The 24,971-nt window shown below is 51.8% G+C and carries 26 protein-coding genes and 1 tRNA gene; 7 read left to right on the top strand and 20 right to left on the bottom strand.

The genetic code is table 11. The features are described 5' to 3' along the window. Window positions 1-26: 26 nt before the first annotated feature. Entirely contained in the window at window positions 27-644 is a 618-nt protein-coding gene (locus BUB73_RS02000) for a toxin-antitoxin system YwqK family antitoxin (protein WP_083537958.1), read from the top strand. A 30-nt stretch (window positions 645-674) separates the two neighbouring features. Here the strand turns inward: BUB73_RS02000 and BUB73_RS02005 are convergent, their stop codons facing one another. The 12 genes from BUB73_RS02005 to BUB73_RS02055 form a co-directional block, all read right to left on the bottom strand. After that, window positions 675-1,508, bottom strand: coding sequence for a metallophosphoesterase (locus BUB73_RS02005; RefSeq protein WP_073155477.1), 834 nt, complete (start codon window positions 1,506-1,508; stop codon window positions 675-677). Next, window positions 1,505-2,224, bottom strand: coding sequence for a pseudouridine synthase (locus tag BUB73_RS02010; RefSeq protein ID WP_073155475.1), 720 nt, complete (start codon window positions 2,222-2,224; stop codon window positions 1,505-1,507). The genes BUB73_RS02005 and BUB73_RS02010 overlap by 4 nt, the downstream gene beginning before the upstream one ends. A 27-nt stretch (window positions 2,225-2,251) precedes the next feature. Then, a complete protein-coding gene (locus BUB73_RS02015; protein WP_073283226.1) occupies window positions 2,252-3,430 on the bottom strand; it encodes a Ppx/GppA phosphatase family protein in 1,179 nt (392 codons plus the stop codon). 13 nt (window positions 3,431-3,443) lie between these two features. After that, the gene (locus BUB73_RS02020) at window positions 3,444-3,869 is read right to left on the bottom strand and encodes a hypothetical protein (RefSeq protein WP_073233457.1); all 426 of its coding nucleotides are present in this window, start codon (window positions 3,867-3,869) and stop codon (window positions 3,444-3,446) included. A gap of 84 nt (window positions 3,870-3,953) precedes the next feature. Further along, window positions 3,954-4,508 (bottom strand): hypothetical protein, encoded by a 555-nt coding sequence (locus BUB73_RS02025; RefSeq protein WP_175552182.1) that lies wholly within the window; start codon window positions 4,506-4,508, stop codon window positions 3,954-3,956. Window positions 4,509-4,883: 375 nt separating this feature from the next. Further along, window positions 4,884-7,184 carry an NADP-dependent malic enzyme gene (locus BUB73_RS02030; protein WP_073283228.1) on the bottom strand — a complete coding sequence of 767 codons (2,301 nt, stop codon included), beginning with the start codon at window positions 7,182-7,184 and terminating at the stop codon, window positions 4,884-4,886. 107 nt (window positions 7,185-7,291) lie between these two features. Next, on the bottom strand, window positions 7,292-7,459 hold the full coding sequence (locus tag BUB73_RS17145) for a hypothetical protein (RefSeq protein WP_158236558.1): 168 nt from the start codon (window positions 7,457-7,459) through the stop codon (window positions 7,292-7,294). Window positions 7,460-7,561: 102 nt separating this feature from the next. After that, window positions 7,562-7,867, bottom strand: coding sequence for an HU family DNA-binding protein (locus tag BUB73_RS02035; protein WP_073155467.1), 306 nt, complete (start codon window positions 7,865-7,867; stop codon window positions 7,562-7,564). A gap of 118 nt (window positions 7,868-7,985) precedes the next feature. Then, window positions 7,986-9,113, bottom strand: a complete 1,128-nt coding sequence (locus BUB73_RS02040; protein WP_073155465.1) for an AI-2E family transporter — start codon at window positions 9,111-9,113, stop codon at window positions 7,986-7,988. 11 nt (window positions 9,114-9,124) lie between these two features. After that, complete coding sequence (locus BUB73_RS02045; protein WP_073233451.1) at window positions 9,125-9,892, bottom strand: hypothetical protein; 768 nt, start codon at window positions 9,890-9,892, stop codon at window positions 9,125-9,127. After that, window positions 9,885-10,607 carry a hypothetical protein gene (locus tag BUB73_RS02050; RefSeq protein WP_073283231.1) on the bottom strand — a complete coding sequence of 241 codons (723 nt, stop codon included), beginning with the start codon at window positions 10,605-10,607 and terminating at the stop codon, window positions 9,885-9,887. The genes BUB73_RS02045 and BUB73_RS02050 overlap by 8 nt, the downstream gene beginning before the upstream one ends. Window positions 10,608-10,636: 29 nt before the next feature. Continuing rightward, entirely contained in the window at window positions 10,637-11,152 is a 516-nt protein-coding gene (locus tag BUB73_RS02055) for a hypothetical protein (RefSeq protein ID WP_101478675.1), read from the bottom strand. 72 nt (window positions 11,153-11,224) lie between these two features. Here BUB73_RS02055 and BUB73_RS02060 point away from each other — a divergent pair, with 72 nt between their 5' ends. After that, window positions 11,225-12,049 (top strand): tetratricopeptide repeat protein, encoded by an 825-nt coding sequence (locus tag BUB73_RS02060; RefSeq protein WP_073283234.1) that lies wholly within the window; start codon window positions 11,225-11,227, stop codon window positions 12,047-12,049. A gap of 16 nt (window positions 12,050-12,065) precedes the next feature. Here BUB73_RS02060 and BUB73_RS02065 read toward each other — a convergent pair whose 3' ends face one another. Then, window positions 12,066-12,746: a hypothetical protein gene (locus BUB73_RS02065; protein WP_073283237.1), complete on the bottom strand. Its 681-nt coding sequence runs from the start codon at window positions 12,744-12,746 to the stop codon at window positions 12,066-12,068. 27 nt (window positions 12,747-12,773) lie between these two features. Here BUB73_RS02065 and dusA point away from each other — a divergent pair, with 27 nt between their 5' ends. Both dusA and argF read left to right on the top strand, forming a co-directional pair. Then, window positions 12,774-13,796, top strand: a complete 1,023-nt coding sequence (dusA, locus tag BUB73_RS02070) for a tRNA dihydrouridine(20/20a) synthase DusA (RefSeq protein WP_073283240.1) — start codon at window positions 12,774-12,776, stop codon at window positions 13,794-13,796. Between the two features lie 339 nt (window positions 13,797-14,135). After that, window positions 14,136-15,080, top strand: coding sequence for an ornithine carbamoyltransferase (gene argF, locus BUB73_RS02075; protein ID WP_073155439.1), 945 nt, complete (start codon window positions 14,136-14,138; stop codon window positions 15,078-15,080). Between the two features lie 151 nt (window positions 15,081-15,231). Here argF and BUB73_RS02080 read toward each other — a convergent pair whose 3' ends face one another. The 3 genes from BUB73_RS02080 to BUB73_RS02090 form a co-directional block, all read right to left on the bottom strand. Beyond that, window positions 15,232-16,476: a carboxypeptidase-like regulatory domain-containing protein gene (locus BUB73_RS02080; protein WP_073283242.1), complete on the bottom strand. Its 1,245-nt coding sequence runs from the start codon at window positions 16,474-16,476 to the stop codon at window positions 15,232-15,234. Window positions 16,477-16,484: 8 nt separating this feature from the next. After that, window positions 16,485-17,375, bottom strand: a complete 891-nt coding sequence (locus tag BUB73_RS02085; RefSeq protein ID WP_083539604.1) for a DUF4423 domain-containing protein — start codon at window positions 17,373-17,375, stop codon at window positions 16,485-16,487. Between the two features lie 226 nt (window positions 17,376-17,601). Beyond that, window positions 17,602-18,831, bottom strand: coding sequence for a fibrobacter succinogenes major paralogous domain-containing protein (locus BUB73_RS02090; RefSeq protein WP_073283245.1), 1,230 nt, complete (start codon window positions 18,829-18,831; stop codon window positions 17,602-17,604). A 94-nt stretch (window positions 18,832-18,925) separates the two neighbouring features. Between BUB73_RS02090 and BUB73_RS02095 the strand changes: the two genes are divergently transcribed. After that, a complete protein-coding gene (locus BUB73_RS02095; protein WP_073233718.1) occupies window positions 18,926-19,828 on the top strand; it encodes a DMT family transporter in 903 nt (300 codons plus the stop codon). A 311-nt stretch (window positions 19,829-20,139) separates the two neighbouring features. Here the strand turns inward: BUB73_RS02095 and BUB73_RS02100 are convergent. The 4 genes from BUB73_RS02100 to BUB73_RS02115 form a co-directional block, all read right to left on the bottom strand. Then, a tRNA-Leu gene (locus BUB73_RS02100) sits at window positions 20,140-20,223 on the bottom strand. Between the two features lie 64 nt (window positions 20,224-20,287). Next, a complete protein-coding gene (locus BUB73_RS02105; RefSeq protein WP_073155428.1) occupies window positions 20,288-21,067 on the bottom strand; it encodes a hypothetical protein in 780 nt (259 codons plus the stop codon). Between the two features lie 3 nt (window positions 21,068-21,070). Further along, window positions 21,071-21,592 (bottom strand): hypothetical protein, encoded by a 522-nt coding sequence (locus BUB73_RS02110; protein ID WP_073283248.1) that lies wholly within the window; start codon window positions 21,590-21,592, stop codon window positions 21,071-21,073. Window positions 21,593-21,600: 8 nt separating this feature from the next. Continuing rightward, window positions 21,601-22,410, bottom strand: coding sequence for a hypothetical protein (locus BUB73_RS02115; RefSeq protein ID WP_083537946.1), 810 nt, complete (start codon window positions 22,408-22,410; stop codon window positions 21,601-21,603). A 33-nt stretch (window positions 22,411-22,443) separates the two neighbouring features. Here BUB73_RS02115 and BUB73_RS02120 point away from each other — a divergent pair, with 33 nt between their 5' ends. Together BUB73_RS02120 and pheS are read left to right on the top strand one after the other, a co-directional pair. Then, on the top strand, window positions 22,444-23,772 hold the full coding sequence (locus BUB73_RS02120; protein ID WP_112132546.1) for a toxin-antitoxin system YwqK family antitoxin: 1,329 nt from the start codon (window positions 22,444-22,446) through the stop codon (window positions 23,770-23,772). A 77-nt stretch (window positions 23,773-23,849) separates the two neighbouring features. After that, on the top strand, window positions 23,850-24,872 hold the full coding sequence (pheS, locus tag BUB73_RS02125) for a phenylalanine--tRNA ligase subunit alpha (protein WP_073155423.1): 1,023 nt from the start codon (window positions 23,850-23,852) through the stop codon (window positions 24,870-24,872). The last annotated feature ends 99 nt before the right edge of the window (window positions 24,873-24,971 follow it).

A 24,971-nucleotide genomic window follows, 5' to 3' on the forward strand; every position in this document is an offset into this window, starting at 1 on the left:
TGATAAGGGTTTTTCTTGTGTACAGAATGAAATATTTGATCCTCTTAACATTAATGCTGACTTTTAACGAGGCAATCGCCCAGGATTCGCCTTCTAACCCCGAAGTCAGTACCGTTCTGGACACAATCCGCGAAGCCTATCCCGACGGCTCCCCCTCCAGAATCTACACCGTGCAGCACGGCACCACAATCCGCCAAGGCACGGCCATCAGCTACCACCCCAACGGCAAAGTGGCCGTAGAAGCACCCTATGTAGACGGCAAACTGGACGGTGTATTCCACAGCTATTTTGAAAACGGTAAAACCTGGCAGACCATCGGTTACCGAAAAGGCATCGAAGAGGGCATCACTACCACCTACTTTGAAAACGGTTTCAAGAAGAGCAAGGAAGTCTACCGCAGCGGCATCCTTCATGGTGACGTAGAAGAATATTACGAAAGCGGAAAGCTTCGCAGGCGCCTCCCCTACATTTTAGGACAGCTCCACGGTACCGCCAAGGTGTTTGACGAACTGGGGGCAGCCACCGAAGAGATGACCTTTGAAAAAGGTTTAAGGCACGGCCCCTACCGCAAATTCAACAAGGGCATCAAAACCTTCGAAGCAAAGTTTGCAAACAACCGCTGCGTAGAAAACTGCGACTTCTAATCCAGTCTAATACCCGCTCTAAAATTCGGCCTAGTATCCGGCCCACTCGGCTGCAATGCTGGGGCTTGATTCGCGGAGTTTCTTCGCCTCGGGGGAATCGTCGGCAACGGCGATATCGCCGCTGGCAATACGTTCCTTAATATCGGTAAAAGTCTTGGGGCGTTCCGCCTCGGGCAACTTGTCGCCAGGCACCATGCAAGGGGCATCAATGGCGGTCTTCGCCTTGTCCTTAACCGGAGAATACTCGCGGGCGGCAGGAACCACGTAGAACTTGTCTTCTTCGGGGCACCAGGCAGTTAGCTTCTTGCCATAGACGCATCCAGAATCCAGGCCCACAAAACCGGGGCGACGATCCACGAAACCCATCTTGGCCCAATGCCCAAACACAACCGTCTTGTGCCAGTTCACTTGTTCGAACCAGGGAATATCATTCCAGTAGCGGACAGAAAGAATAACCTTGGGATCCATATCTTCGAGGCGGAACTTGCCCGGTTCAAGACCGGCATGTACCAGCAAGGCATGAGGCGTATCGCGCCACAGGGGCCAAGTCTTCACCTCGTCAAGGATGTAACGCCAGTCCTCAAGAGGGAGGCGGGAAAAACGGGCGCGCTGCTTTTCGGTCCATTCGCTTTCGTCGGTTGCCATCATGCGGATCAGATGTTCCTCGTGATTACCGCGAACCGTCAGAATCCCATTTTTCTGGATAAACTTGAGAGCCCTCAACATATCGGGTCCCTTGTTGATAATATCGCCGGTCTGGTACAGCGTATCCTTACCGCGGACAAAACCGAAAGCATCTACAATGCGTTCCAGTTCATCGGCGCAGCCATGGACATCCCCGATGTAGAGTGTGCGGGAACTCATACGTGAACTGCCTGACGGACCTTGTTCATTTCGTCGGCGGTCAGTTCGCGGAACTCGCCTGCAGGCAAGTCGCCCAGCTGAAGGCGGCAATAGCTAACGCGCTTCAAGTCGCGGATTTCATAACCCACGGCGCGCATCATACGACGGATTTCGCGGTTCTTGCCTTCAATAAGCACCAGTTCCACAAAACCCTTTTCCAGATAGACATCCGTTGCGAAAGCGATTTCTTCAACGTCGGAATCTTCATCGCGAATATCCACGCCGTCTACCAGGCGCTGGGCGGCATGTTCGCTGAGGGGGCGATCCGTCCACACGAAATAGCTGCGGGGTACTTCAAAACTGGGATGAGTCAGACGATGGAGCAGTTCACCATCATCGGTAAAAAGCAGCAGGCCGCGGCTCTGCAAGTCCAGTCGACCCACATACTTCAAGGACTGGTAAGCCGGCGGCAAATAGTCGTAAACGGTGCGGCGACCCTGAGGATCGTCCTTGGTGCAAACGCAACCGGCCGGCTTATGGAACATGATGGTGGTGGTCTTCTTTGGAAGCTTGGCAACCTTGCCATCCACCAGGACCTGGTCCACATTTTCATCGATCTGATGACCCAAATCATCAATGACCTGACCATTCACTTCTACACGGCCATCGGCAATGAGAGCATCTGCAGCACGGCGGCTGGCAATTCCACAAAGAGAAATAAACTTGTTTATACGCATAACGAGAAATCAGTGAATAGTGAACGGTTAACTGTTATTCTTCTTCAGCCAGGGAGGTGTACGCTTGGCCTTGGTTTTTTGTTCTGGTTCTACTTCGGGCGGGTACAGCAAACCGAACCTAAGTCCCGCAGTACTGATGCGGAAACTTTCAACGCGGAGTTTTTCAAGCAGGGACTTCAGCCAGAACAAACCGCAAATGATAATGTCATGACGACCGTTTTCGAGGCCCGGCAACATGGCGCGCAGTTCCTTGGACAGGTTGCTGATACGGGTCGTTACCGCATCCAGATCGCTAATGGAAAGTTCCAGTCCTTCGATAGCCTTGTAGTCGAACACCTGCTTGTTCAGGAACACCATGGCCAGGGCAAGGCCCGTCCCACCAATCAGGTAAACAGGCTTCTTGGTCATACCCTTGAAGCTTACATCCTTGAAGGCTTCCTTCACAAACTTCTTGTACTCGGGTCCGGGAATGGGGCCCATCTCCTTGAACATCTTCAAGGCGCCCACCGGAATAGAGAAAGCCGTTTCGCCGTTGGACAGTTCCGTCGAACCGCCACCGATATCGATGGTCACCAGATCCTTGCCGTGCCATTCACGGACAGAACGGAAGGTGAGCTTGGCTTCTTCTTCGCCAGAAATAATGCGGGGGCGAACCCAGATCGCCTTTTCGACGGCAGCGATCACTTCTTCGGAGTTGCTGGCCTTGCGCATAGCCTCGGTCATGACAACAGCCTGCAGGTCTGCACCCAAGGCATGCAAGTCCATACGGAACTTGGTCATGATGGAAACCAGTTCAGCGATTTTCTTTTCGCTAATGGGGCGCTTGCCCTCTTCATCTTCGGCATCGCCATCGTAGACATCGTCGCCCAGGCGACATACTTCAATTTTCTGGAGCTTTGGGACAAGAATCTTGCGAGGCGCAGTTGATGCGGCAGGTTCACTGGGGGCAGCCGGTTCGCTGACGGGTTCGGCGGCAGCAGGGTCTGCAGTTTCGGCAGATTCGGCGGAGGCTGCGGATTCCCCATGTTCAGACGATTCAGCGGATTCATTAGCGGCAGATTCACTGGACTCGGCAGACTCAACGGCCTCTCCAGCCATTCCGCCAGCCATTTCGGCGACCTGCGCGGGAGCCTCTTCAAAAGCTGCAATCAGCATGATGCAGCTATGGCTTCCTATATCCACTGTAGCTAAAAGCTTGTTTTTCATGACAATCTCGACGCTAACCGTTCTGTTCTGATTCGGCTACACGGCCATCGGCGGGAGTTTCGGCAGAGGCGGCGGGCGCAGAGTCAGCAGCATTGGCGGCTTCGGCAGCCTTGGCTTCAGCCTCTTCGGCCTTCTTCTTGAAGCCAGCCTTGATCTTTTCGGCAAGGGCGGCGGGATTCGTCAAAAATTCCTTTGCGGAAGCAATAGCCTCTTCCACAGTCCATTCAGAATACTTGCCCACCCAACTGGCCACCAGGTCGCCGGATTCGGAACCAAGTTCCTTTCCCTGGCGAAGTTCCTGACCCATCTTAAGGGCCAGAAGCAAACCCAATTCAAAAGGACGGGGTTCGGACTTTCCTTCCAAAAGCTTTTCTACACGGGAAATGCGTTCCTCGTAAGGAACACCCTCAAACTCAGCAAGATCTTTCTCTGAAATCATAGGGATAAAGATAGAAAAATGCGTTCATACAAAAAGGGCCCTGGAACACGTCCAGGGTCCATAACAAGGAGGTAAATACAACGATTACTTCTTCTTGGAAGCCTTCTTTGCAGCAGGCTTGGCGGCAGCCTTCTTGGCGACCGGCTTTGCGGCGGGCTTGGCGGCAGCCTTCTTGGCGACCGGCTTGGCGGCGGGCTTGGCGGCAGCCTTCTTGGCGACCGGCTTTGCAGCGGGCTTGGCAGCAGCCTTCTTGGCGGCCGGCTTTGCAGCAGGCTTGGCGGCAGCCTTCTTGGCGACCGGCTTTGCAGCGGGCTTGGCGGCAGCCTTCTTGGCGGCCGGCTTTGCGGCGGGCTTGGCGGCAGCCTTCTTGGCAGCCGGCTTTGCAGCGGGCTTGGCGGCAGCCTTCTTGGCGGCGGGCTTTGCAGCAGGCTTGGCGGCAGCCTTCTTGGCGACCGGCTTTGCAGCAGGCTTGGCGGCAGCCTTCTTGGCGGCCGGCTTTGCAGCGGGCTTGGCGGCAGCCTTCTTGGCAGCCGGCTTTGCGGCAGCCTTCTTGGCAGCCGGCTTTGCGGCGGGCTTGGCAGCAGCCTTCTTGGCGGCGGGCTTGGCAGCAGGCTTTGCAATTACAGTTTTTGTAGCCATTTTTTCCTTCCTTATGGTGAGTTATTGTGAATTTATTGTTTATAAAATAAACTTCAATTCACAAATAATCAACACTTATTTAAACATTTTTTGTAAAAAAGTATTTCAGGCGACATTCATCACATTTTTTTATAAAAAATCAGCATAAACTATCGGCGTTAAAAACAAAAAAAAGAGCTGCACCTTCTAGGTACAGCCCTTAAATTTTCGAGGCGTTTCAAACAACGACGGCGACGAACTTATCAATAACGAACTTGTCAGCGACAAATTCGCCGCACCACCTCAGATTACTTCTTCAGTACGCTTCGAGCCTTGTCGAGACGTTGCACTCTTACGAGTGCTAGGCTGTCGGCTCGGCAATAAAATAGGCTACGCCTATTTTGCTGCACTCGCCTTATCAAGCCTTTCCTGAACGATAGCGTCGATAACGGCGGCAACGGTCAGGTTGAAGATGTCGTGGACAGAAGCTTCGGAGTCGGTGAAGTGAACCGGCTTCTTCAAGCCCATCTGTACAGGACCGATGGATTCGCCAACGCCCATTTCCAGGAGCATTCTGTAGGTGGTGTTTGCAGAAGAGAGGCAGGGGAAGATGAGGGTATTCACGTCCTGGCCCTTAATGGTATTGAAGGGGAACTTCTTGTCGCGGAGTTCCTTGTTCAAGGCCACGTTCACCTGCATTTCGCCATCCACGGCGTAGTCCGGATACTGTTCGTGAAGGATCTTCACGGCATCACGGACGCTACCAGCGGTACCCAGGCTTGCGTTCTTGTCGGCACCGAAGTTACCGTAGCTGAGCATAGCCATCACCGGTTCATGAGCAAAGAACTTCACGGCATCGTGAGTGAGCTTTGCAATGTCCACCAGAGTTTCGGTATCCGGGTCGCGATTCACCAGAGTATCTGCCAGGAAGAAAGTACCCTTCTTGGTAGAGAGGATGTGCAGAGCGCCGAAGTGCTTGTAATCTTCGCGGATACCGATCATCTTCTTGGCCAGACCGATGTTGGTAGCGAAGGAGCTGTTGGAACCGGAAATCAGAGCGTCTGCGTCGCCGGTCTTCACCATCATCATACCGAAGTGGTTGTGTTCCGGCATTTCGTAGGCGGCCTTTTCGAAGGTTTCGCCGTTACGGCCGTTTTCGGCAGCGTACATTTCGGCAAACTTCATGCGGCGCTGGTATTCTTCCGGAGAACGGGGGTTCACAATTTCAATACCGGTAACATCCAGCTTTTCAGAAGCGGCCAGTTCCTTGATGCGTTCCGGGTTGCCCAACAGGATGGGGAATGCGATTCCTTCGTCCTTGGCCTGGATTGCAGCCTTGATCATGTTGACGCTGAGGCCTTCGGTGAATACCACGCGCTTGGGGTTGGAACGAGCCATGTTTTCGTATTCACGAATCAGCTTGTTGTCGTAACCCATCATGTCGCGGAGGCTATCGGCGTAGGCATCCCAGTCGGTAATGGGCTTGCGGGCCACGCCACTTTCGATAGCGGCTTTGGCAACGGCGATAGAAACGTCGGTCAACAGGCGCGGATCCAGCGGCTTGGGAATGATGTACTTGGGGCCGAAGCTGAAGCGTTCGGAGTTGTAGGCAATGTTCACTACATCGGGCACCGGCTTGCGGGCAAGAGCGGCAATGGCGCGGACGGCGGCATGCTTCATGTGTTCGTTGATGGCAGTGGCGCGAACGTCCAGAGCACCGCGGAAGATGTAGGGGAAGCCGATAACGTTATTCACCTGGTTGGGATAGTCGGAACGGCCAGTAGCGAAGATGATGTCTTCACGGGCGCTGACGGCTACATCGTAGGAAACTTCCGGAGTGGGGTTTGCAAGGGCAAACACGATAGGCTTGCTTGCCATGGACTGGATCATTTCCTTGGTGAGGATGTTGGGCTTGGAAAGGCCAAGGAACATGTCTGCACCCTTGATGGCTTCTTCCAGAGTCTTGACGTCGGTACGATCGGTAGCAAAGAATTCCTTTTCGGGAGTGAGCTTGCCGCGACCCTTGTAGATAACGCCCTTGGAGTCCAGCATGACCACGTTTTCTTTCTTGACGCCCAGGGAGAGGTACAGCTTGGTGCAAGCCACAGCAGCAGCACCGGCACCATTCACCACCAGCTTGATCTTGTCGATTTCCTTGCCGGCGATTTCGAGAGCGTTAACGAGAGCGGCACTGGAAATAATGGCGGTACCGTGCTGGTCATCGTGCATCACGGGGATGTCCAGTTCCTTCTTCAGGGTTTCTTCGATTTCGAAGCATTCCGGAGCCTTGATGTCTTCCAGGTTGATGCCGCCGAATGTGGGAGCGATACCCTTAACGATTTCGATGAACTTCTTCGGATCCTTTTCGTTCACTTCGATGTCGAAAACGTCGACACCTGCGTAGATCTTGAACAGAAGGCCCTTACCTTCCATCACAGGCTTGCCGGCCATGGCGCCAATATCGCCCAGGCCAAGAACGGCGGTACCGTTAGAAATAACAGCGACCAGGTTGCCCTTACCAGTATAGTCGTAAGCGGTTTCCGGGTTCTTTTCAATTTCGAGACAGGGAACTGCTACGCCCGGGGTGTATGCCAGGCCAAGGTCGGTCTGAGTGCTATGGGGCTTGGTCGGAACAACTTCAATCTTACCCGGCTTGCCGTTAGCATGGTATGCAAGTGCCTTTTCTTCGAAGGTCATCTTTTACTCCTTGAGAGCCTGTGCAACAGATCCATTCAGCTAGATCACCCTTTAGGCTCAATTTTCGGCGCGCAAGATAGAAATTTTCACAAAATTTGTAAAGTTTTTTATTCAGCAGTTTCGCCGTTCAAATCCTCAATTCCGGTAGAGCAATTCTCGGAGCTAGGATCCAGAAGGCATTCGTCTTCTTCTTCGGCATTAGCGGAGCCACCGCAGGCAGAGAAAGCGGCAACAATAGAGAGCAACAGGAACAGACCCAGGAATTTACGTTTCATAAGAACCTCTTCTAATTCAATAACAGTCAACAAAATACAAAAAAAATGCCAGGCTGAAAGCCAGGCATTTTCAAAAGCTCTAAATCAAGCCAGCAAGAAGGATTACTTCTTCTTGGAGTTCTTCTTAGCAGCAGCGGTAGCCTTGAGGCCAGCACCAACCTTGAAGGAAACAGTCTTGGAAGCCTTGATCTTGATGGTAGCGCCAGTCTGCGGATTGCGACCGGTACGTGCTGCACGTTCCTTAACCTGGAAGGTACCGAAACCGATCAGCTGAACGAGACCGTCCTTCTTGATACCAGCGGTGATACCGTCGAGCACAGCGTCAACAGCGCGGCCAGCAGCAGCCTTGGATTCAATGCCAGCTTCCTTGTTGGCGAGAATTGCTTCGATGAGATCTTGCTTGTTCATTATATAACTCCTTGAGTTAGGTTGAGAATTTTTATGCGTATATTATACCTTTTTTTTGAAGCTCTGCGAGAGATTTTTCAAAAAGTTTTCAAAAAATTTTCACAAAACCCCAATAAAATCAAGCCTTCGGCGCCGTTTCGTCCCCGCGATCCACGATTTCATCGGCCTTGCGCTGGATTTTCTCCACGTAGACCAGGCACAGACAGGTAAAGGGAATGGCCACGATCAGCCCCAGGAATCCAAGCAACTTGCCCCAGATCGAAAGGGAAAGAAGGATTCCCACCGGCGGCAAATCCATAGAGGAACCCACAATTTTCGGCACCAGGAAAAAGTCCTGAATCACCTGCACCACGGCGTAGACCACCAGCACGATAATCGCCACTTCCCAGAAAGGCATGCCCGTATCCAGGGCGTAAACCACCGCCAGCAAGAGTGCCACGGGAATGGTGGTCAGCTGCAGGTAGGGCACCATGTTCAAGGCTCCCGAGAACAAACCGAAAGCTACACCCATAGGCAAGCCCACAATGCTAAAGCCGATGGCGTAAAGCACACCAACACTCAAGGCCACCAGGGACTGGGCGCGGAAATAGTTACCCATGAAGCGGTCCATTTCCTTGCCCACGGAACTGGCCGTATGCTTGAACCTGGAAGGCAAAACGCTCACCGCCGCACGACGCAGCTTAGGCATATCCAGCATGATAAACACCAGGTACATGATTACCGCAATCACGCCAGAAATTCCCAGGAAGATGCTGGAGGTCTTCGAAAGCACACCCCAGGCGCCGGGCAAGATCTTTCCGGCCGCAGACTGCACTGCATTCCAGAAATCCAATGTCTTCATGGCATCGGCCACCTGGTCCCAGGAAATCAGGGAACGGGCAGTCCTCCACATATCAGCAGGCACGAAAGCCGTTAGACGACTACTCCAGGCAGAGTCACTGAACATGCGCGGGATCAGTTCCCCCAGGTGCCGCACTTCGTTCACCACCATCGGAATAAAGATCCACAGGGCTCCGGTTATAAGAAGCAACGCCACCAGCAGCACAATGATTACGGCCACGATACGATGTTTTACCTTTGTCTGCAATTTACAGACCAGCGGGTCCAGAATATATGCCATAAGGAAGGCGGCAAAGAACGGAGACAGCACCCCACTCAGGTAGTTCAAGACCCACAGGAGCGCCACCGCCCCGAGCACCATGATCAAAAACCGCATAATGCGGTCCAGCGTCCAGATTTTCGTCATTTTTCTTCTTCCTAGTTTTTGGAAGTACGGGCCACGGGCTTGCGAACAGAGAGGTACACGGAAAGTGCAAAACCAATAAGGGCGAGACCGAGGGCCAGGTACATCAAACTTTTAAAGGGGCGATTCTCGCCCCACAGACGGATGGAGCGCAGAATGATTTCGTCAGGAATTCCGCGGAGGGTTCCTTCCCCATTATAGACTTCAAACAAAACGCCACGTTGCATATAACGTAAGCCATCATCTTCTTCAAGCCCCAGACCAGCCAACCACCACTCGGGCACCTTGAAATCAGACAAGGCGATACGGGCTTCCTGGTCAGCCTTCGCCGGAACAGGCACCGAGGCCACCAGCGGACGATAGCTGGCATAGGACCCCTGACGGCTGTACACCGGGTCGTTGTTCATAAAGCGGAACGAAACCTTGGCCATTCTCCCTGTTTCAACCAAGACAGCCATGGAATCAAAACGGGTAAAGTCAAAGAAATCCGCAGCAGGGCGATTATCTACCGAAAGCAAGTTCAGCCCCATACCCGCATAAGGGTAAGCCATGCCCGAACGGATATTCACCCGGGCGCTAACCACAGAATCTGTACGAGAAAGTTCAGATGTTGAAAATCCGCCTACCACGCCATCGGTCAAGGCATAAACTTCGTGATGTCCCGTAGGGAACAGCACCATGTGATTTTCGTGGAACTTTCCAAAAACAAAAATCCAAGCTACCAGGAACACCACCAGGCAGCCTACGGAAACAAGAACTTTCTTGAGGGCAGACTTAGTCATGATGTACCGAATGCTTGCGGCCCACAGCCACGATGGTCAAGACCAGCATAATGAACAGCACTCCGCCAAATACCTTGTTGCTCAGACCTTTGGCCTCGATCTTGTAAATCTTCAGGGAGAACGGCTTGCCATGGGGCTGGTTCCAGCCCGGAGCGATTTCAAGACGCACCATGGCCTCCTGATGACGGTCCACCAGAGAAGTATCCACGCGATTGTCGCTATACCAGAATTCGGGAGTGTAGAACTGATCCATGGGAATGGAAACACGCTGACGTCCCTGGACCAGAGGAAGTTCCTTCATGAGCAGACGGTAAGTCCTGGCCACATTGGTATCAGTAACCTCGGGATCGAAGGCCCACAACTTCAGCAGAATTTCAGAAGTGCCTTCGGCCTCCAGGTCAACGATAACGGAGTCTACAAAACTCCAGTCGCGATTGGCAAAACCAGCCTCATCCTTTTTGCGCAAGTCAAAAAGGATGCCGCACCAGCCGCCCTTTTCAGATTCGCCCAGGGCGCAGGTAAAGCGAATGCTGGATTCATCCGCTTCGGAAGAAACTACAGAGGCACCACCATCCGACCTATCATCATAAACAACGACAGAACCCTGGCATTCAAAGGGGAAAACACCATCTATAAAAAATCGTATGGGCAAATTGAAATACGCCACCAAGGTTGCGGCAGCAATTATCGCAAGAATGAAGCAAGTCTTTTTCATTATGCACCAAACAGCATTAGATTTTTCGGTTAGGTCTCATCAGGATCCACAACCGGCTTGATATGAAGATTGTACTGTACCAGGTCCAACGGATCTTCGTCGGGCAGCTTTTCACCAAAAAGCTTATCCACCACATTAAATAATGCCCGGATAAAGAAGAAGTGGTGTTTCCCTTCTTTCTGGGGAGTCTGGAACTTGAATTCCAAAGTTCTCTTTAAAAGTTGGACGGTCTGGGAAGGGGGCAAGTGGAACATCTTGCAACAATTGGTCACGTAGCCGTCAAATCCATAGTCGGGAACCTTGCCCCGTTCCAGCGGTTCACCATGATCAATGCACTTGGGATTTTCGATTACCGGATCCTGGACGTTTTTCTTGAGGAGCGCGTCTAACCACAGTTCGCGGGACTTGTCAGTCAGTTCGCCGCGAAAGGCCATGGTCTGGTCGCAAGGGAAAAAGGTGGAACAGCACTTGGGGCAAATACGAAGATCCAAGTGGCGGAATTTAATTTCGGCTACCTGGGAATTACAAAAGGGGCAATTACTCATGTTATGCAATATAAAAAATGAACAAAGAACATTGCCCGAAAAAAGCGCTCCCGCTTTACTATATTGCACCCCATGGCAAAAGTTGTACAGATTACCGCAGAAAATTTTGAAACAGAAGTTGCACAGGCTTCTGAAACCCGTCCCGTTGCAGTCCTCTTCTCCTCCGCCGAGTATCCGGATTGCGCCCCCTATTCCCAGCTGGTGGGAAAGTTCAGCACCGAACTTGACTTTACCCTGGGCGTCGTCAGTTGCGACGATCGCGCCAACATGCAGCTGATCCAGGCATTCCGCGTACGTTCCGTTCCCGAAATCCACGTGGTGGACAAAGGCCAGATTGCAGACGTTATCGCAGGTGTGCTGCCCGAAGACGAACTGAAGAAGCGTCTCGAAAAGTTCTACACCAGCGACGAATCCCGCTTTATGGAAGCCCTCGAAATCGCCATCGCCAGCAAGAACTACGAGGTCGCCCTGCCCATGCTCAACGAAGCCTTGCAGAAGACTCCCGACGACAAGAAGCTTTTGCTCCTGTGGGCCAAGGCCAGTCTCGGCATGGGCGATACCGAAAAGGCAAAGGAAATTCTGAAGAAGTTCAACGAAGCCGACGACCAGTATAAGGAAGCCAAGTCCCTGCTGGAACTTCTGGATTTCCATGCGGAAGCCGCCAAGAAGGATGTTCAGGGCAAGGAAGCCATCGTTTATCACGAAGCCTGCTGCATGGCCGCCGCCGAAAATTTTGAAAGCGCCCTCCAGGCATTCCTTAATTTGTACGTAGAAGCCCCGGAATGGAACGACAGCGCAGCAAAGAAGGCTATGCTCACGCTATTCGGCGTTCTGGGACCCAAGCACGAACTGACTTGGAAGTACCGCGCCAAGCTGAACACGATCATGTTCATCTAGTTTAATATTTTTTAGATTAATGTTTAAAGCAAAGATGGGATTCTAGGAATTCCGTCTTTTCTTTTTCAGTGAGATCGCCACGACAGACTCTAATTCCGTCAGCGTAATTAATCCCCATGCCAACCAGGCCTGCGGTTCCACCAACAACTGTACCAACAGAGGCTCCAACAGCAAAACCAATGGGCAACATGGCAAACATCAAGGAGCCTACAACAGGATTAGCGACAAAGGCATTCTCAGCTACGTTAAAAAAGAAATATCCTCCCCAATAGAGCCCCTTTTGGGCGCCCCCGGACAAATGATCAAGGAAAACCTTTCCATTACTTTTGGGAGTCCAAATTTCCGTTCCGCCTTCACAAATCTGAATTTTTTCTACCGGTATGGAAATGACGCTTTTCGAATCATTCGTCACGAACTTTAGGGCATCCTCTCCATAGCTGTAACAGTATCTGCTGGCTTCGAAAAAAGTCACCTGAGAACCGTACTCGTACCGGAAAGTCCTCTCATCACCATGCTGAACTGCAGACTGGTAGGCTTTCAGATCTCTTTCATCTATGGGCTCTGCTTCCGAAAGTTTTTCTGAATTATCACTAATCGAACCAACCTTTGATGAGCTGGAACAGCCCAAAAGCACAGCGGAGCACACAATCAGAATCAAATTTAGACTTTTCATAATCAGACCTTCTAACCATTCCAAATCTACATTTTTTCTACATTTGATTTTATGAATATTGATTTCAACCGCAGATTGTCTATCGCCCCGATGCTGGATTGCACCGACCGCCACGAACGTTATTTCTTGCGTTTGATTTCAAAGCACGTGCTGCTGTACAGCGAAATGGTGGTGACTCACGCCCTGCTCCACGCCAAGCCCGAGATGTTCCTGGGGCACGAGGAATTCGAATACCCCGCCGTGCTGCAGCTGGGCGGAAGCAATCCCGCCGATTTGGCCAAGTGCAGCAAGATGGTGGAAGCCGCAGGTTTCCAGGAAGTGAACCTGAATTGCGGCTGCCCCTCGGATCGCGTCCAGAGCGGAAGTTTCGGAGCCTGCCTCATGAAGGACAAGAACCTGGTGGCCGACTGCTTCAAGTCCATGCAGGATGCCGTAAGCATTCCCGTTTCCATCAAGTGCCGCATCGGCGTAGATGAATTCGACAGTTGGGATTTTTTCCGGGATTTCGTGGGCACCATCGCTGATGCAGGCTGCAAGTACTTTATTATTCACGCCCGCAAGGCCTGGCTGAAGGGGCTTTCGCCCAAGGAGAACCGCGAGGTTCCTCCCCTGCATTATGAGTTTGTTCATAAGTTGAAGACAGAAATGCCCCAGCTGAATATTGCCATCAATGGCGGCATCCGCAGCATGGACCAGGTGCTTGCCCACCTGAATGGCGACCCCACTTCTGCTGGAACGGGTGTGGCGCTAGACGGCGTCATGGTGGGCCGCGAACCCTACGAAAACCCCTGGTTCCTGCACGACGCCGACGAACGTGTTTTCGGAGATACCGCTCCCGCCACCAAGTCCCGCAAGGCCGTCCTTGAAGCATACCTACCCTATGTAGAAAAGCAGTTCGCCGAAGGCTGCCCCGCCACCATCCTGGTGAAGCACATCTACGGCCTTTTCGCAGGCCTCCCTGGGGCCAGAAAGTTCCGCCAGATGCTTAGCGAAGGCGCTCCCAGAGCCAAAAATTACGGCGGACCCGCGGAATTAATCCGCAAGGCCATGGAATTTGTGGTGGAAGAAGTATAAAAACAGCTTACTTTAACCCGATTTTTCCCAAAAATTCCAAAACCCCTTGACAAACACCCCGAAATTTGCTCTATTTGGGGGCACAATTTTAAGTTTAACCTTTAACGGAGATACAATATGCCTTGCGGAAAGAAAAGAAAGCGCAGGAAGATTGCGACCCACAAGCGTAAGAAGCGCCGTCGTCGTGACCGTCACAAGAAGAAACTTCGCTAATATCCGTTAGCATCTTTTGTGATTTTCCTGTAAAGGATATAGAAAGACGGAGTGTTAAGCTCCGTTTTTCGTTTTTTCGTTTTTTAACCGAGCAGTTCCTGAGCTCACCAAAATAAGGAATAGAAAATGATCGATCGCAGCAAGCACTTCCTCCGCCTCGCCGACTGGAGCGAAGAAAGAATTCTCGAAACCGTAGCCATCGCTTCCCGCCTCAAGAAGGAAGTCCATGCAGGCCAGGTCTCCGACCGTCTCCACGGCCAGAACATCGGCATGTTCTTCGAAAAGCCGTCTCTGCGAACCATCACTACTTTCCAGGTGGGCATGAACCAGCTGGGTGGCCACGCCGTGCTGCTCTCCCCGGACTCCATCGGTCTTGGCAAGCGCGAATCCATCAAGGATGTGGCCCGCTGCCTTTCCCGCTGGGTAAACGCTCTCGTTGTCCGCTGCTTCAAGCAGGACCTGGTGGAACAGCTGGCTGAATACGGTTCCATTCCCGTTGTGAACGCCCTGACCGACGACTACCACCCCTGCCAGGCTATCGCTTTCGCCCAGATGATCGAAGAAAATCTCGGTGGCATGAAGGGCAAGACTGTGGCCTTCATCGGCGACGGCAACAACGTTGCTAACTCTTTCCTCGCCCTCTGCTCCAAGGTGGGCATGAACTTTACTTTGGCTTGCCCCAAGGGTTTTGAACAGCCGGCTCACGTGATCGAAGAAGCCCAGGCTGACTTCAAGCGCCACGGCTGCCAGTACCGCGTATTCAACGACCCGAAGGAAGCTGTCAAGGACGCCGACATCCTTTATAGCGACGTATGGGTCTCCATGGGTCAGGAAGGCCAGAAGGAATCCAAGCAGAACCACTTCTTGCCGTTCCGCATCGACGCAGACCTTTTGAAGTACGCTCCGTCCCATGTTAAGGTTTCCCACTGCCTGCCCGCTCACCGCGGCGACGAAATCACCGACGAAGTGATGGACAACCTTGACCTGAACATGAGCTACGAAGAAGCCGAAAACCGCCTCCACGCCCACAAGGCCGTGCTGTGGCAGGTCATGCCCCCGTTCAACAAGTAATTGAACAGCGTAGACTTTTTAAAAAGGCTCCCTCTGGGGGCCTTTTTTCGTTTCCGTTAGAGTACAAAAGGCTGGCTCCCGCGAGAGCCTGCCTTTCTAACCACCAAATTCACTTTAGCTGTTCCGCACTCCGGCGCGTTCAGAACAGTCCTTACCTTAAGTCCTTTTCATTAACTCCATAAAATTTGATGTCATCAATCCAGATTTCCGTATCAAAATATGCGGAAACTGCGATGTTCGTAGCCTGCTTACTAACGTAATCCCAGCCCATGTTTCCATAGGTGCTGTCGCCCACCATAAAGTCGGAAGGTTTCACCACCACACGCTCCCATTCATCCGCACCACCAAGGGTGTCCAGGAACACTGCCTTGCCAGAAGTTCCGTCAACAATGGCTTCAAGATTGAAGGAATAGGAGCCCATGCCACGAACGAAGTATTCCACGGAATCAATGCCGCTGAAGTCACAAGGATCGGAACTGGAGCAAATCCACAGGCCCATGAAAGACCAATGTCCCTGCATTCCAGAAGTTGTCCAGTGGAATGCCTTGCCCTCGCGACCTGCACCGGCATCTACAACGGCCAGGGCGGCGCTATCTTCAACAGGAGACATGACCACCGTGGTGTCCGTAGGCTTCAAATAAAGTTCGCTAGAATCTCCGGCAAACAGGACGTTAGACTTCAATCCGTTTTCGAAATCCAGGACATTTAGGTATCCCAGGGGCGCGGAGGAACCCGGTTCCTCGTCGGATGAGGATTCCGACTCATCGCTGGAGGAACTTTCGGCAATCTGACCACTAGACGAACTTTCAGGAGCCGCCAGAGGAACAGTCACCAGGTCCTCGACAATAGAATCGCCGGCGACGATTCGAACGCGGTAATCTGCAGGAGCAAGGCCCTCAATCTTATAGAAGCCTTCGCTATCGGTCTTGACCTTCCGATCGGTACCGTAAACCTGGATCCAGACGCCATCGCTGCCTTCGGGCAAGTCGATCCTACCCGACATGACACTCAGGGGGCTAACGGCAATTTCAGAGGAATCCCCCATCTTGATCTGATTGGCCAGGAGCAGGGCAAATGCGCCACGGCCTTCATCCATCACCTCGAGGGTCATGGAATCTGCAAACAATGTATCGACGCGGACAATGCCGACGGAATCCGAGGTAAAGATCCTGACGGCAGTTTCCTTCTTCAAGACTTCCAAGGCAGGCAGATAGTTCGCAGCCCTCAAGACTGCAGTGGCGTTGGCCACAGGGGCGCCACCTTCGTCCACCACCTGGACCACATAGGCGTTTTCTGTTTCGACAGTACTGACACCTGCCACCTCGCTATCCGTGGAACAGGCCACAAGCCAGCCGCCCACAAGCCCGGCAACAATGCACTTAAACATCTTAACCATACCACACCTCATTTTTTTACCCCTTTGGTGGCAGCGGCCTTGCCCGCCACACCTCCATTCTTGACAGCGGTCTTGCCCGCCACCGCGTCCATGTCGGCCACCGGGAACAGCGAGAACATGAACTGCATCACCTTGGTAGGCTTCTGCACCTCTTCTACGCGTTTCTGCACCTGGCGGCGGAATTCCAAGGTCATTTCCTTCAGGTCGTTAAAGCAATCTTCATCTACGCCCACCAGCAGCGACGACATATTTCGCCGGTCAGGTTCGATGGTAGCCAGGGCATTCTGAGCCAGAGCCAGCAACTGGTTCTGGTAGCTGCGAATGGCAGTCACCTTGGCGGTACCCGACGAGGTAAAGTTAGCCTGCCCCACCGCAAACCGTTCCGACGCCAGGGGCGTAATCAGTTTTAGTTCCTTCAAGACGCGGATGGCTTCTTCCACCTGTTCCTTGGAAACCACAGGCGTAATCTGCTTCACCAGCTGGGACACCACCGCCGAGCCGTTGTTCATCTCGATCAGGGTTCGCACCACCGGAATCCACCACTTGCCTAAAAACAGAAGCTCGTTGGTATTGAGTTGGCGCATCTTGACGTCCTTCAGGGACAGCGCCATCTTATAAAGCTTATCCTTCTTGGCGGGGGATTTCGTCTTGGAAGCCGCCACCAGGATTTCAAAAAGTTCGCCACTTCGGCCCTTCAGATCCAGCAGGTCCTTGACCAGGGGGATGCTGCGATTGGGCAAGTGAAGTTCCTTGTTCAGTACGCGGAACATCTGACTGGTTTCAAGGCCAAGTTTCTGCCCCATCATCTTATAGGAATACAGGGGCAACTCCAGCTTGCGCTGGGCATAGTAATTCTTCAGCAGATCCCTGTAATCACCAATTTCGTCGATATTCAGCATAGGCCCTTCTTAATTCTATATAATTTCCCATCTATAAGATAGATTCGCCTCCTGATTTTTTGCCCCCGTTAAAAAATGCCCTTTGCAAAAATTGCAAAGGATTTGTTGGATCAAGGGGTTACCGCAGACGGTCAAGAAGCTAACTTAAAGGTATCGTAAAACCACACCACAAAAAGCCCCGGGAAGGTCCCGGGGCTTTTTTTAAACAGTCAGAATTCCCTACGGCTTACGGAGCGCTGTAATCAAACCAGTCGTAGTATTCCAGGTCTTCGTCATAGGTGCAGACCACCACTACATCAAGATCTGCTATGTAGGCGGTAGTACCCTCCATATCTTCATCGCAAGCATACACACCCAAGTCGTCAACCTCATCCAGCACGAGATCATAGCTTCCGGAATCGCCACTAGAGCTGGCAGGAGTTACGCTGGAGCTAGAAGGCAGAGTGCTGGAGCTGGAAAGATTGCCGTCATCATCGTCGTCATCATCGTCGTCATCATCGCTGGAAGAAGAGCTAGGCGGAGTAATATCTTCTTCGTCCATCCACATGTAGTCTTCCAGGTCATAATCGTAAGCGCAGATCAATTCCTGCTCCACGTCCTTGATGTAGGCAGTCTGACCCTTGGTCTTTTCGGAGCAGGCATACTTAGAAAGATCAGAGGATGTCATCACTTCTACATCGTACTTGGAATTGACAGACCTGTCATTGACACAACGCACGGAACGGTAGATGGACTTTTCCAGGGTATTCTTCCTGACACCGCCATCGGTGCTGGTAAAGCGCCAGCTGATAGCGTTTTTCAGGTCAAATTCATCGGAACTCCAGAAGGAGGCGTAATCATCCTGCTCCAAAAACTCGTTACCCTTCTTGTAGCCGGAAGCCAACACGCGGAAACCATACTTGTCGGTTCCGTTACCGTCATCATCCCAGCTAAAGGTTGCCTTCAACTTCTTGCCGGGGTCACTTCCCACAGCGTCAAACAATTCCTGCCATTCATCCTTAGAAGGCAAATGCCACCCATCGGGGCAGACATCCTGGGCATCGCCCCAGTAATACAGGGCGCCGTAATCTTCACAGTTGTCTGTCTTGTCATCATAGCAGAAAGAATTGGAGGACTTGTAGTTCAGGTTTTCCGCCATCCAGAGCTGATTACCGATAGTCACGGTCTTGTAACGTTTATTATCGCGGCTGTCCTTAAAGTCACTGTAGGAAATGGCCGGATTGAATTCTTCAAAATCAACCTCTTCGGAAGAGGAACTCGCGCGCACGGAACTGCTGGATTCCAGATCGTCATCAGCTTCGTTGTCAATCTTGGCGCTGGAAGAAGAAAGGATTTCTTCCTGTTCTTCGCTCGCACTACCGTTACCGCTATCGCCGCAAGCCACAAGGCCAAAAGTGAGGGCACTGCAAACGCCGGCCACACAGCCAACATAAAGAGCATTCTTCAAGATAGTCATAAAACCTCCTAATGATATCGCAAAGATAAAAAAATTTTTTGAGTCCTCCGTAAAAATGGATCCAACGACCTTTTTTTCTATCTTTTTTATCGCTATGGCTAACATCGGATATAGTTTTCTGCTTATTCTGGCGGCCTTCATCTGGGGAACGACCTTTGTGGCCCAGGCAGAAGGCAATTCTGCAGGCCCCTTCGTTTTCACCTGCACCCGCAATCTCATTGCCGCCGCACTGCTTTTCGGCCTAGCCAAGACCCTTGATGCCACTGGCAAAAGCCCTCGGCGTCCCGCCACTCCTGCCCAGCGCAAGAAACTCTGGAAGGCAGGCATTCTCTGTGGCATCGCCCTAACCTTCGGAACCAACTTCCAACAGCTGGGACTGTACCTAGGGACTTCCGCCGGAAAATCCGGATTCCTGACCACCTGCTACATTATCCTCGTGCCGGTCTTAAGCGTATTCATCGGGAAAAAAATCAACTTAAAGTCCTGGATTTGCGTAGGCATCACATTGGTGGGCCTCTATATGCTCTGCATCAAGGACGGCTTCACAGTCGAAGTTTCTGATGGGGTGCTGTTGCTGTGCGCGCTATCTTTCGCCATCCAGATCCTATTCGTAGACAAGTACGGCCCCGACGTAGATAACGTCCGCCTTTCTGCCATACAGTGTCTAGTGGCCTGCGTCCTTAGTGCCGCCCCCATGTTCCTAGTGGATATGGAATGTTCGGCTGCGGGCATGGTCCGTGCCGTAGAAATTTACTCCCACGGATCCGCCTGGATTCCGCTGCTTTATGCCGCCGTACTTTCTAGCGGTGTGGCCTTTACCTTGCAAATTGTGGCCCAGAATAAAATCAAGCCCACCATCGCCTCGTTGCTCATGAGCCTGGAATCGGTGTTTGCGGTTCTGGGAGGCTGGGCCGTGCTGGGAGAACAGCTGACCCTTCGCGAGGGCCTTGGCTGCATCATCATGATGGTAGCCGTCATTCTCAGCATCAAGAAATAGCTCGTCCGAAAGGACAGGGGGCAAAAAGGCAGTGGAAAAGAGAAATTCCACTCCATTTCCACCGCCTTTCTTTTAATTTGTATCAAACAAACTCTCAAAACAAGACAAATTTTACCTCAAACAGGGGTAAAAATGCAGAAAAACACAGCCTTACCCCACCTCTGGCCCCCAATTTTGCGAACGAACAAACAAAAAGGCAGTGGAAAATCGGTTCATACGCCCTTTTCCACCGCCTTTTTTCATTACCTCCGCGAGGCATCTCCATCTCCAAGCATAAAAAAAAGACCTCTCTTTCGAGAGGTCTTTTTCAGTGCGGATGAGAGGACTTGAACCTCCACAACCTTGCGATTACTAGAACCTGAATCTAGCGCGTCTACCAGTTCCGCCACATCCGCATGTTCGTGTGCCCAAATTTTGAAAATTATTTGCGATTTGTCAAGGGTAAAGGGCAAATTTTATTCATTTTTCATTAAAAATTTCCAAAATCCAGTCTTTTTGATGACTTTTCCAGTAACTCCAGTCATGTTCACCGGCCGGATCGAACTTCATATCGCACTGAAGAGAGGAATTTGCCTCCGCTCCCTGGTCCAGGGAATTGCAAAAGCGGGTAATCCAGGGAACTGTCACATCGGCAGGATACAGCCGGTCGGAACCGCCCTGAATAAAACGCCAACGTCCGGTTTGCAGACGACGTTCCCGGGCAATTTCTGCGGCATCGCCAAAGGCGGCCCCATAGGAACTGATCAGCAGTCTGGATTTCACCTGTCGACGGCCCCACAGGGAATAAGCCATTACACCCAGCGCCCCGTCTGAAATTCCCACCAGGTAGATGTTATCGATAGGGTAACCACGACGCCCCGCAATGGAATCCAGGGCCGCATCCACCCAACCAACAGCCACGGGAGTTACCCAATGGTCCTGCTTACAGGCAGACGCACTCATTACGATAAAACCGGGAAGCAGCTCCGCCATATCGCCGCCTGCAACCAACCCCTTTTCACAATTGCCGCTAGTCATACCGCCGTGGAACCACACGGCAACAGAACGGTGATCATTGCCCTTGTTTTGTCCGTTAGACTTTAAATTCCAGACGCCCACCAATCCCTTTTTAGGAGCAGACATGCCCGAAGCTGAGCCATAGGCGACCACGTTCAAGGTATCTTCGGCGGAGGATCCCCAGCACGAAGCCGCAAGGCCCACCACAAGAAATAGCGCCCAGACGGACTTAAAAAATTTCATTGGCTATGCCCGCTTTTTAACAAGCCACATGATCAAGAGCACCAGCGCAGCCAGGGCCATCGACCCCACAATGCCGCAACCGATAAAGGCATAATAGACCTGGTAATCCATCACCAGTTCATCAAAGCTCAGTTCCCCATCCATAGACGAAATGGAGTGTACTACAAACAAATTGCTTTTTACTCGTACAGCCGTAATCTGCAACGGAATATCCCCAGCATCCATAGCGGCAAAACTGTACCATTCAGCCATATCATCCATCATGTCCTTGGAAGCATACAGCACGAAATTCACATTGTCGTCACCGTTAATCTGGAAGTTGGTCTTGTCAAAAAAGGGAATGTCCGTTCCGCCAAAGATGCTTGGAATCGAGGCGTGGGTCACCGTACCATAGAAAAGCTTGTCTTCTTCCGTAAATCCCTTGAGGGCAGGCATCATATAGGAAAGCAGCCAGCCCGCCAAGAACAGCAGCAGGAAGGCGAAATGCAAATAGGCCGGTTTACGGGAGGTATAGAAACAGAACATAAAACCCACTAGTCAATATTTTTAGAACGGAAGATAAAGAAAAATGTAGAAAGCAAAAGCACCAGACTCAAGAAATAGAAGGCCATGGGAATCCTGGATTTCAGGGAAAGCTCATCCATATTCTGGGACTGGAAGAACTGGATCATGTCTTCACAATACATAGCCGCCATGGAATTGTCGAAACGGCTCCAGGCCAGGGCAAGTTCCTCGTTTTCACGAGACAGCTTGATAAAGTCCGTCTTCAAGTTCTGGGGCAAGCGGGCAATTTCATCTTCACTTAGAGATCCCAAGCCCACCAGGTATCCGGCACGCATGGAATCCAGGGACATCACCATCTTTTGATGAAGGGAGCCTTCCAATTCCATAACCTGGGACCGCACCCCTTCCAGCTGATGATTCCAGGCCATTCGACCGGTCGTATAGCGGCGCATTCCCGCCACCTTGCTCAGCACTTCCTTTTCAAAGCGGGACACGGACTCGTAGGACGGGACCTTTACACCAAGACCGCGAATGTTATCCATTTCCCTTGAAAAGGAAACGGCCATTTCCCGCAGGTTCATGGTCTGGGCCTGCACAAAAACAGAATCCGCTCCAAAGCCGATGCGGACACGTTCCATGCCGCGCATGGTAAAAGCTTCCTGCAGCTGGTAATCCGTCAGAGATTTCAGATGACGGGAGTAGATAACCAGTTGCGGCTTCTGGGAAAAATAGAACAGCGCCGTAAGCCCAACCGTAATGGCCAGGACAAGCCAGACCCAGGGCGTACGGACCCGCGTATTGAAGGTATCGGCAAGCTGTTTATTCTTAATATCTAACACAACACGAAATTACCTTTTTCTACTTTAGTTCGTATGAGAGCTTTTCGATTTACAGCTGTTTTTCGGGTCATTTCCCGCTTTTCTGCAACCTTTGCCGTCTGCGGAGCACTCTGCAGTTGCACAATCGAACGAGCCGAAGAAACCATTCTGGCCACCCATGCCAATGGCGCCAAGAAAACTTCCATCTGGGTTTACCCCAATGGCGAAATTCTAAAGCGCAACGAATGGTACTCCGACGGAATCAAGGAATACGAAATTCCCTACAAGGATAACGAGCCCGACGGTGAATTCAAGCGCTGGACGGGCTACGGTGACCTGGTTCTCGAAGGGGAATACAAGAAGGGCTTACGCCACGGAAAATGGATCAGCTATTACGGCGGACATTTCAACAAGAAGAAGGAAGCCATCCGTTACTACAAGGAAGACCACCCTGTAGGCGACTGGGAAGGCTGGCACTTTAATGGTGAAAAAGCATTTGAAGAACATTATAACGAGAACGGAGATTCCGTTGGCGTCTGGAAGAAATGGGACGAAAACCGAACCTTGGTTGAAGAAAATAGCTGTTTTGGAAATTCAGGAAAGGACATTGAAACTATCGGGCCGCAGAGTTTCTTCAAAAGATATCGTCCCGACGGGACCCTGGAAATGTTCTACACATGCAAGCACGGCAACAAAAACGGCATCAGCTATAGCTATTACTCCGACGGCAAGAAAGTGGAAATCTCCGAAACCTGGAAAGACGGCAGACTGAACGGGCCTCGTACTCTTTATTATGGCAATGGACAAGTTCAAAAACAGGAATATTGGAAACACGGTATTCGAGATTCCCTTTGGATTTGGTTCGACATAGACGGAAATCGAATTGCAAGCAGTATAGTCCACAACGGCGATCGTTACTCACCCTATCGTGTAGATTACGGAATTTGCGGAAGCGAAATTTGCGCAGAATCCACATTTGTAAAGGTATGGACAGAAAATCATGAATTACGCAACTTGAACGTACACCATGAATTCGTTCTGAACAGGACATTGTGGTTCGTAAAAGAAAACAAATCTCTGCGCTACGAAGAGATTTGGGATAAGGGCGTCTTACGGCAGAGTCGCAGCTTTTTTCCTGACACGACAAATAGCGGCGTGGAATACACGAAACTCGCCAATGAAGGTTTCTGGGAAGGAGGAAAGCGAAACGGCATCTGGCGCAACTGGTACAAGAACGGCGTGCTGAAGGATTCCCTCACCTACGTCAACGGCGAGCGCGTTGGCGAGCAATTCGGCTACGATTCCACCGGCAAGCTGACCATCCACAAGACCGAGAACGGGAAGAACAGGCCCGTTATCATGCACATTCCAGGAGTCAATTAAAAAATACTCCGTACGCGCAGAACTTTTTCATTATCAATCATCAATCATCCATTATCAATTTCTAAATTTTTTGCACTATGAGTGAAGCTATTAATAACGTAAAACAGGCATTTGACGCAGAACTTGCTCAAACTGACCTCACTAATCAAGAAGCCGTTAACAACCTCCGCGTGAAGTACCTTGGCAAGAAGGGCATGGTAACCGACCTGATGAAGCAGATGGGTTCCCTTTCCGCAGAAGAAAAGCCGGCTTTCGGCAAGCTCGTCAACGAACTTAAGGTGGCCGTCTCCGAAGAAATCGAAAAGGCCATTGCTACCGCCAACGAAGCCGCCCTCCAGAAGAAACTTTCCAGCGGCAGCGTCGACGTATCCCTCCCCGGCGCAGGCATTCCGTCTGGCTCGACCCACCCGCTGTACGACGTCCGCGAAGAGATCATCGACTTCTTCAGCCAGATGGGCTTTGAAGTGGACTTCGGCCGCGACATCGAAACCGACTGGTACAACTTCGAAGCATTGAACACTCCTCCCGACCACCCGTCCCGCGACATGCAGGACACCTTCTACGTGGACGACAAGGTGATGCTCCGTACCCACACCAGCGGCACCCAGATTCATTACATGGAAACCCACAAGCCGCCTTTCCGCATGATCGCTCCGGGTCACGTATTCCGCGTCGATAACGATGCTACCCACGCCCCCATGTTCCAGCAGTGCGAAGGTCTGGTGGTAGACGAAAACATTTCCTTTGCAGACCTGAAGGGCGTCCTCCAGGTGTTCATGAACAAGCTCTTCGGTGAAGGCGTCAAGACCCGTTTCCGCCCCAGCTTCTTCCCCTTCACGGAACCTTCCGCTGAAATGGACGTGAGCTGCGTGTTCTGCGGTGGGGTCGGCTGCCGTCGTTGCAAGGGCACCGGTTGGATGGAAATCGGTGGCTGCGGCTCCGTGGACCCCAACGTGTTCAAGAACTGCGGTATCGACGGTGAAAAGTACACCGGCTTTGCATTCGGCTTCGGTCTAGACCGTATCGCCATGCTCCGCCACGCTATCCCGGAAATCGGCTTGCTCACCGGCAACGACCAGCGTTTCCTGGACCAGTTCTAGTCCGAGCCAAAAGCTTTACAGGGCCTCGCCTTTGGCGAGGTCTTTTTTACGTACAAAATTACGAACAAGAAAGGCGGACCTTGCAAGGTCCGCCTTTCT

This window comes from Fibrobacter sp. UWH6 (genome assembly GCF_900142465.1).
Lineage (GTDB): Bacteria > Fibrobacterota > Fibrobacteria > Fibrobacterales > Fibrobacteraceae > Fibrobacter.

Excerpts from the sequence above, each read along its gene's own strand:
- BUB73_RS02000 (WP_083537958.1), top strand. The coding sequence starts at position 27 with ATGAAATATTTGATCCTCTTAACATTAATGCTGACTTTTAACGAGGCA.
- BUB73_RS02005 (WP_073155477.1), bottom strand. The coding sequence starts at position 1,508 with ATGAGTTCCCGCACACTCTACATCGGGGATGTCCATGGCTGCGCCGAT.
- BUB73_RS02010 (WP_073155475.1), bottom strand. The coding sequence starts at position 2,224 with ATGCGTATAAACAAGTTTATTTCTCTTTGTGGAATTGCCAGCCGCCGT.
- BUB73_RS02015 (WP_073283226.1), bottom strand. The coding sequence starts at position 3,430 with ATGAAAAACAAGCTTTTAGCTACAGTGGATATAGGAAGCCATAGCTGC.
- BUB73_RS02020 (WP_073233457.1), bottom strand. The coding sequence starts at position 3,869 with ATGATTTCAGAGAAAGATCTTGCTGAGTTTGAGGGTGTTCCTTACGAG.
- BUB73_RS02025 (WP_175552182.1), bottom strand. The coding sequence starts at position 4,508 with ATGGCTACAAAAACTGTAATTGCAAAGCCTGCTGCCAAGCCCGCCGCC.
- BUB73_RS02030 (WP_073283228.1), bottom strand. The coding sequence starts at position 7,184 with ATGACCTTCGAAGAAAAGGCACTTGCATACCATGCTAACGGCAAGCCG.
- BUB73_RS17145 (WP_158236558.1), bottom strand. The coding sequence starts at position 7,459 with ATGAAACGTAAATTCCTGGGTCTGTTCCTGTTGCTCTCTATTGTTGCC.
- BUB73_RS02035 (WP_073155467.1), bottom strand. The coding sequence starts at position 7,867 with ATGAACAAGCAAGATCTCATCGAAGCAATTCTCGCCAACAAGGAAGCT.
- BUB73_RS02040 (WP_073155465.1), bottom strand. The coding sequence starts at position 9,113 with ATGACGAAAATCTGGACGCTGGACCGCATTATGCGGTTTTTGATCATG.
- BUB73_RS02045 (WP_073233451.1), bottom strand. The coding sequence starts at position 9,892 with ATGACTAAGTCTGCCCTCAAGAAAGTTCTTGTTTCCGTAGGCTGCCTG.
- BUB73_RS02050 (WP_073283231.1), bottom strand. The coding sequence starts at position 10,607 with ATGAAAAAGACTTGCTTCATTCTTGCGATAATTGCTGCCGCAACCTTG.
- BUB73_RS02055 (WP_101478675.1), bottom strand. The coding sequence starts at position 11,152 with ATGAGTAATTGCCCCTTTTGTAATTCCCAGGTAGCCGAAATTAAATTC.
- BUB73_RS02060 (WP_073283234.1), top strand. The coding sequence starts at position 11,225 with ATGGCAAAAGTTGTACAGATTACCGCAGAAAATTTTGAAACAGAAGTT.
- dusA (WP_073283240.1), top strand. The coding sequence starts at position 12,774 with ATGAATATTGATTTCAACCGCAGATTGTCTATCGCCCCGATGCTGGAT.
- argF (WP_073155439.1), top strand. The coding sequence starts at position 14,136 with ATGATCGATCGCAGCAAGCACTTCCTCCGCCTCGCCGACTGGAGCGAA.
- BUB73_RS02080 (WP_073283242.1), bottom strand. The coding sequence starts at position 16,476 with ATGGTTAAGATGTTTAAGTGCATTGTTGCCGGGCTTGTGGGCGGCTGG.
- BUB73_RS02085 (WP_083539604.1), bottom strand. The coding sequence starts at position 17,375 with ATGCTGAATATCGACGAAATTGGTGATTACAGGGATCTGCTGAAGAAT.
- BUB73_RS02090 (WP_073283245.1), bottom strand. The coding sequence starts at position 18,831 with ATGACTATCTTGAAGAATGCTCTTTATGTTGGCTGTGTGGCCGGCGTT.
- BUB73_RS02095 (WP_073233718.1), top strand. The coding sequence starts at position 18,926 with ATGGCTAACATCGGATATAGTTTTCTGCTTATTCTGGCGGCCTTCATC.
- BUB73_RS02105 (WP_073155428.1), bottom strand. The coding sequence starts at position 21,067 with ATGAAATTTTTTAAGTCCGTCTGGGCGCTATTTCTTGTGGTGGGCCTT.
- BUB73_RS02110 (WP_073283248.1), bottom strand. The coding sequence starts at position 21,592 with ATGTTCTGTTTCTATACCTCCCGTAAACCGGCCTATTTGCATTTCGCC.
- BUB73_RS02120 (WP_112132546.1), top strand. The coding sequence starts at position 22,444 with ATGAGAGCTTTTCGATTTACAGCTGTTTTTCGGGTCATTTCCCGCTTT.
- pheS (WP_073155423.1), top strand. The coding sequence starts at position 23,850 with ATGAGTGAAGCTATTAATAACGTAAAACAGGCATTTGACGCAGAACTT.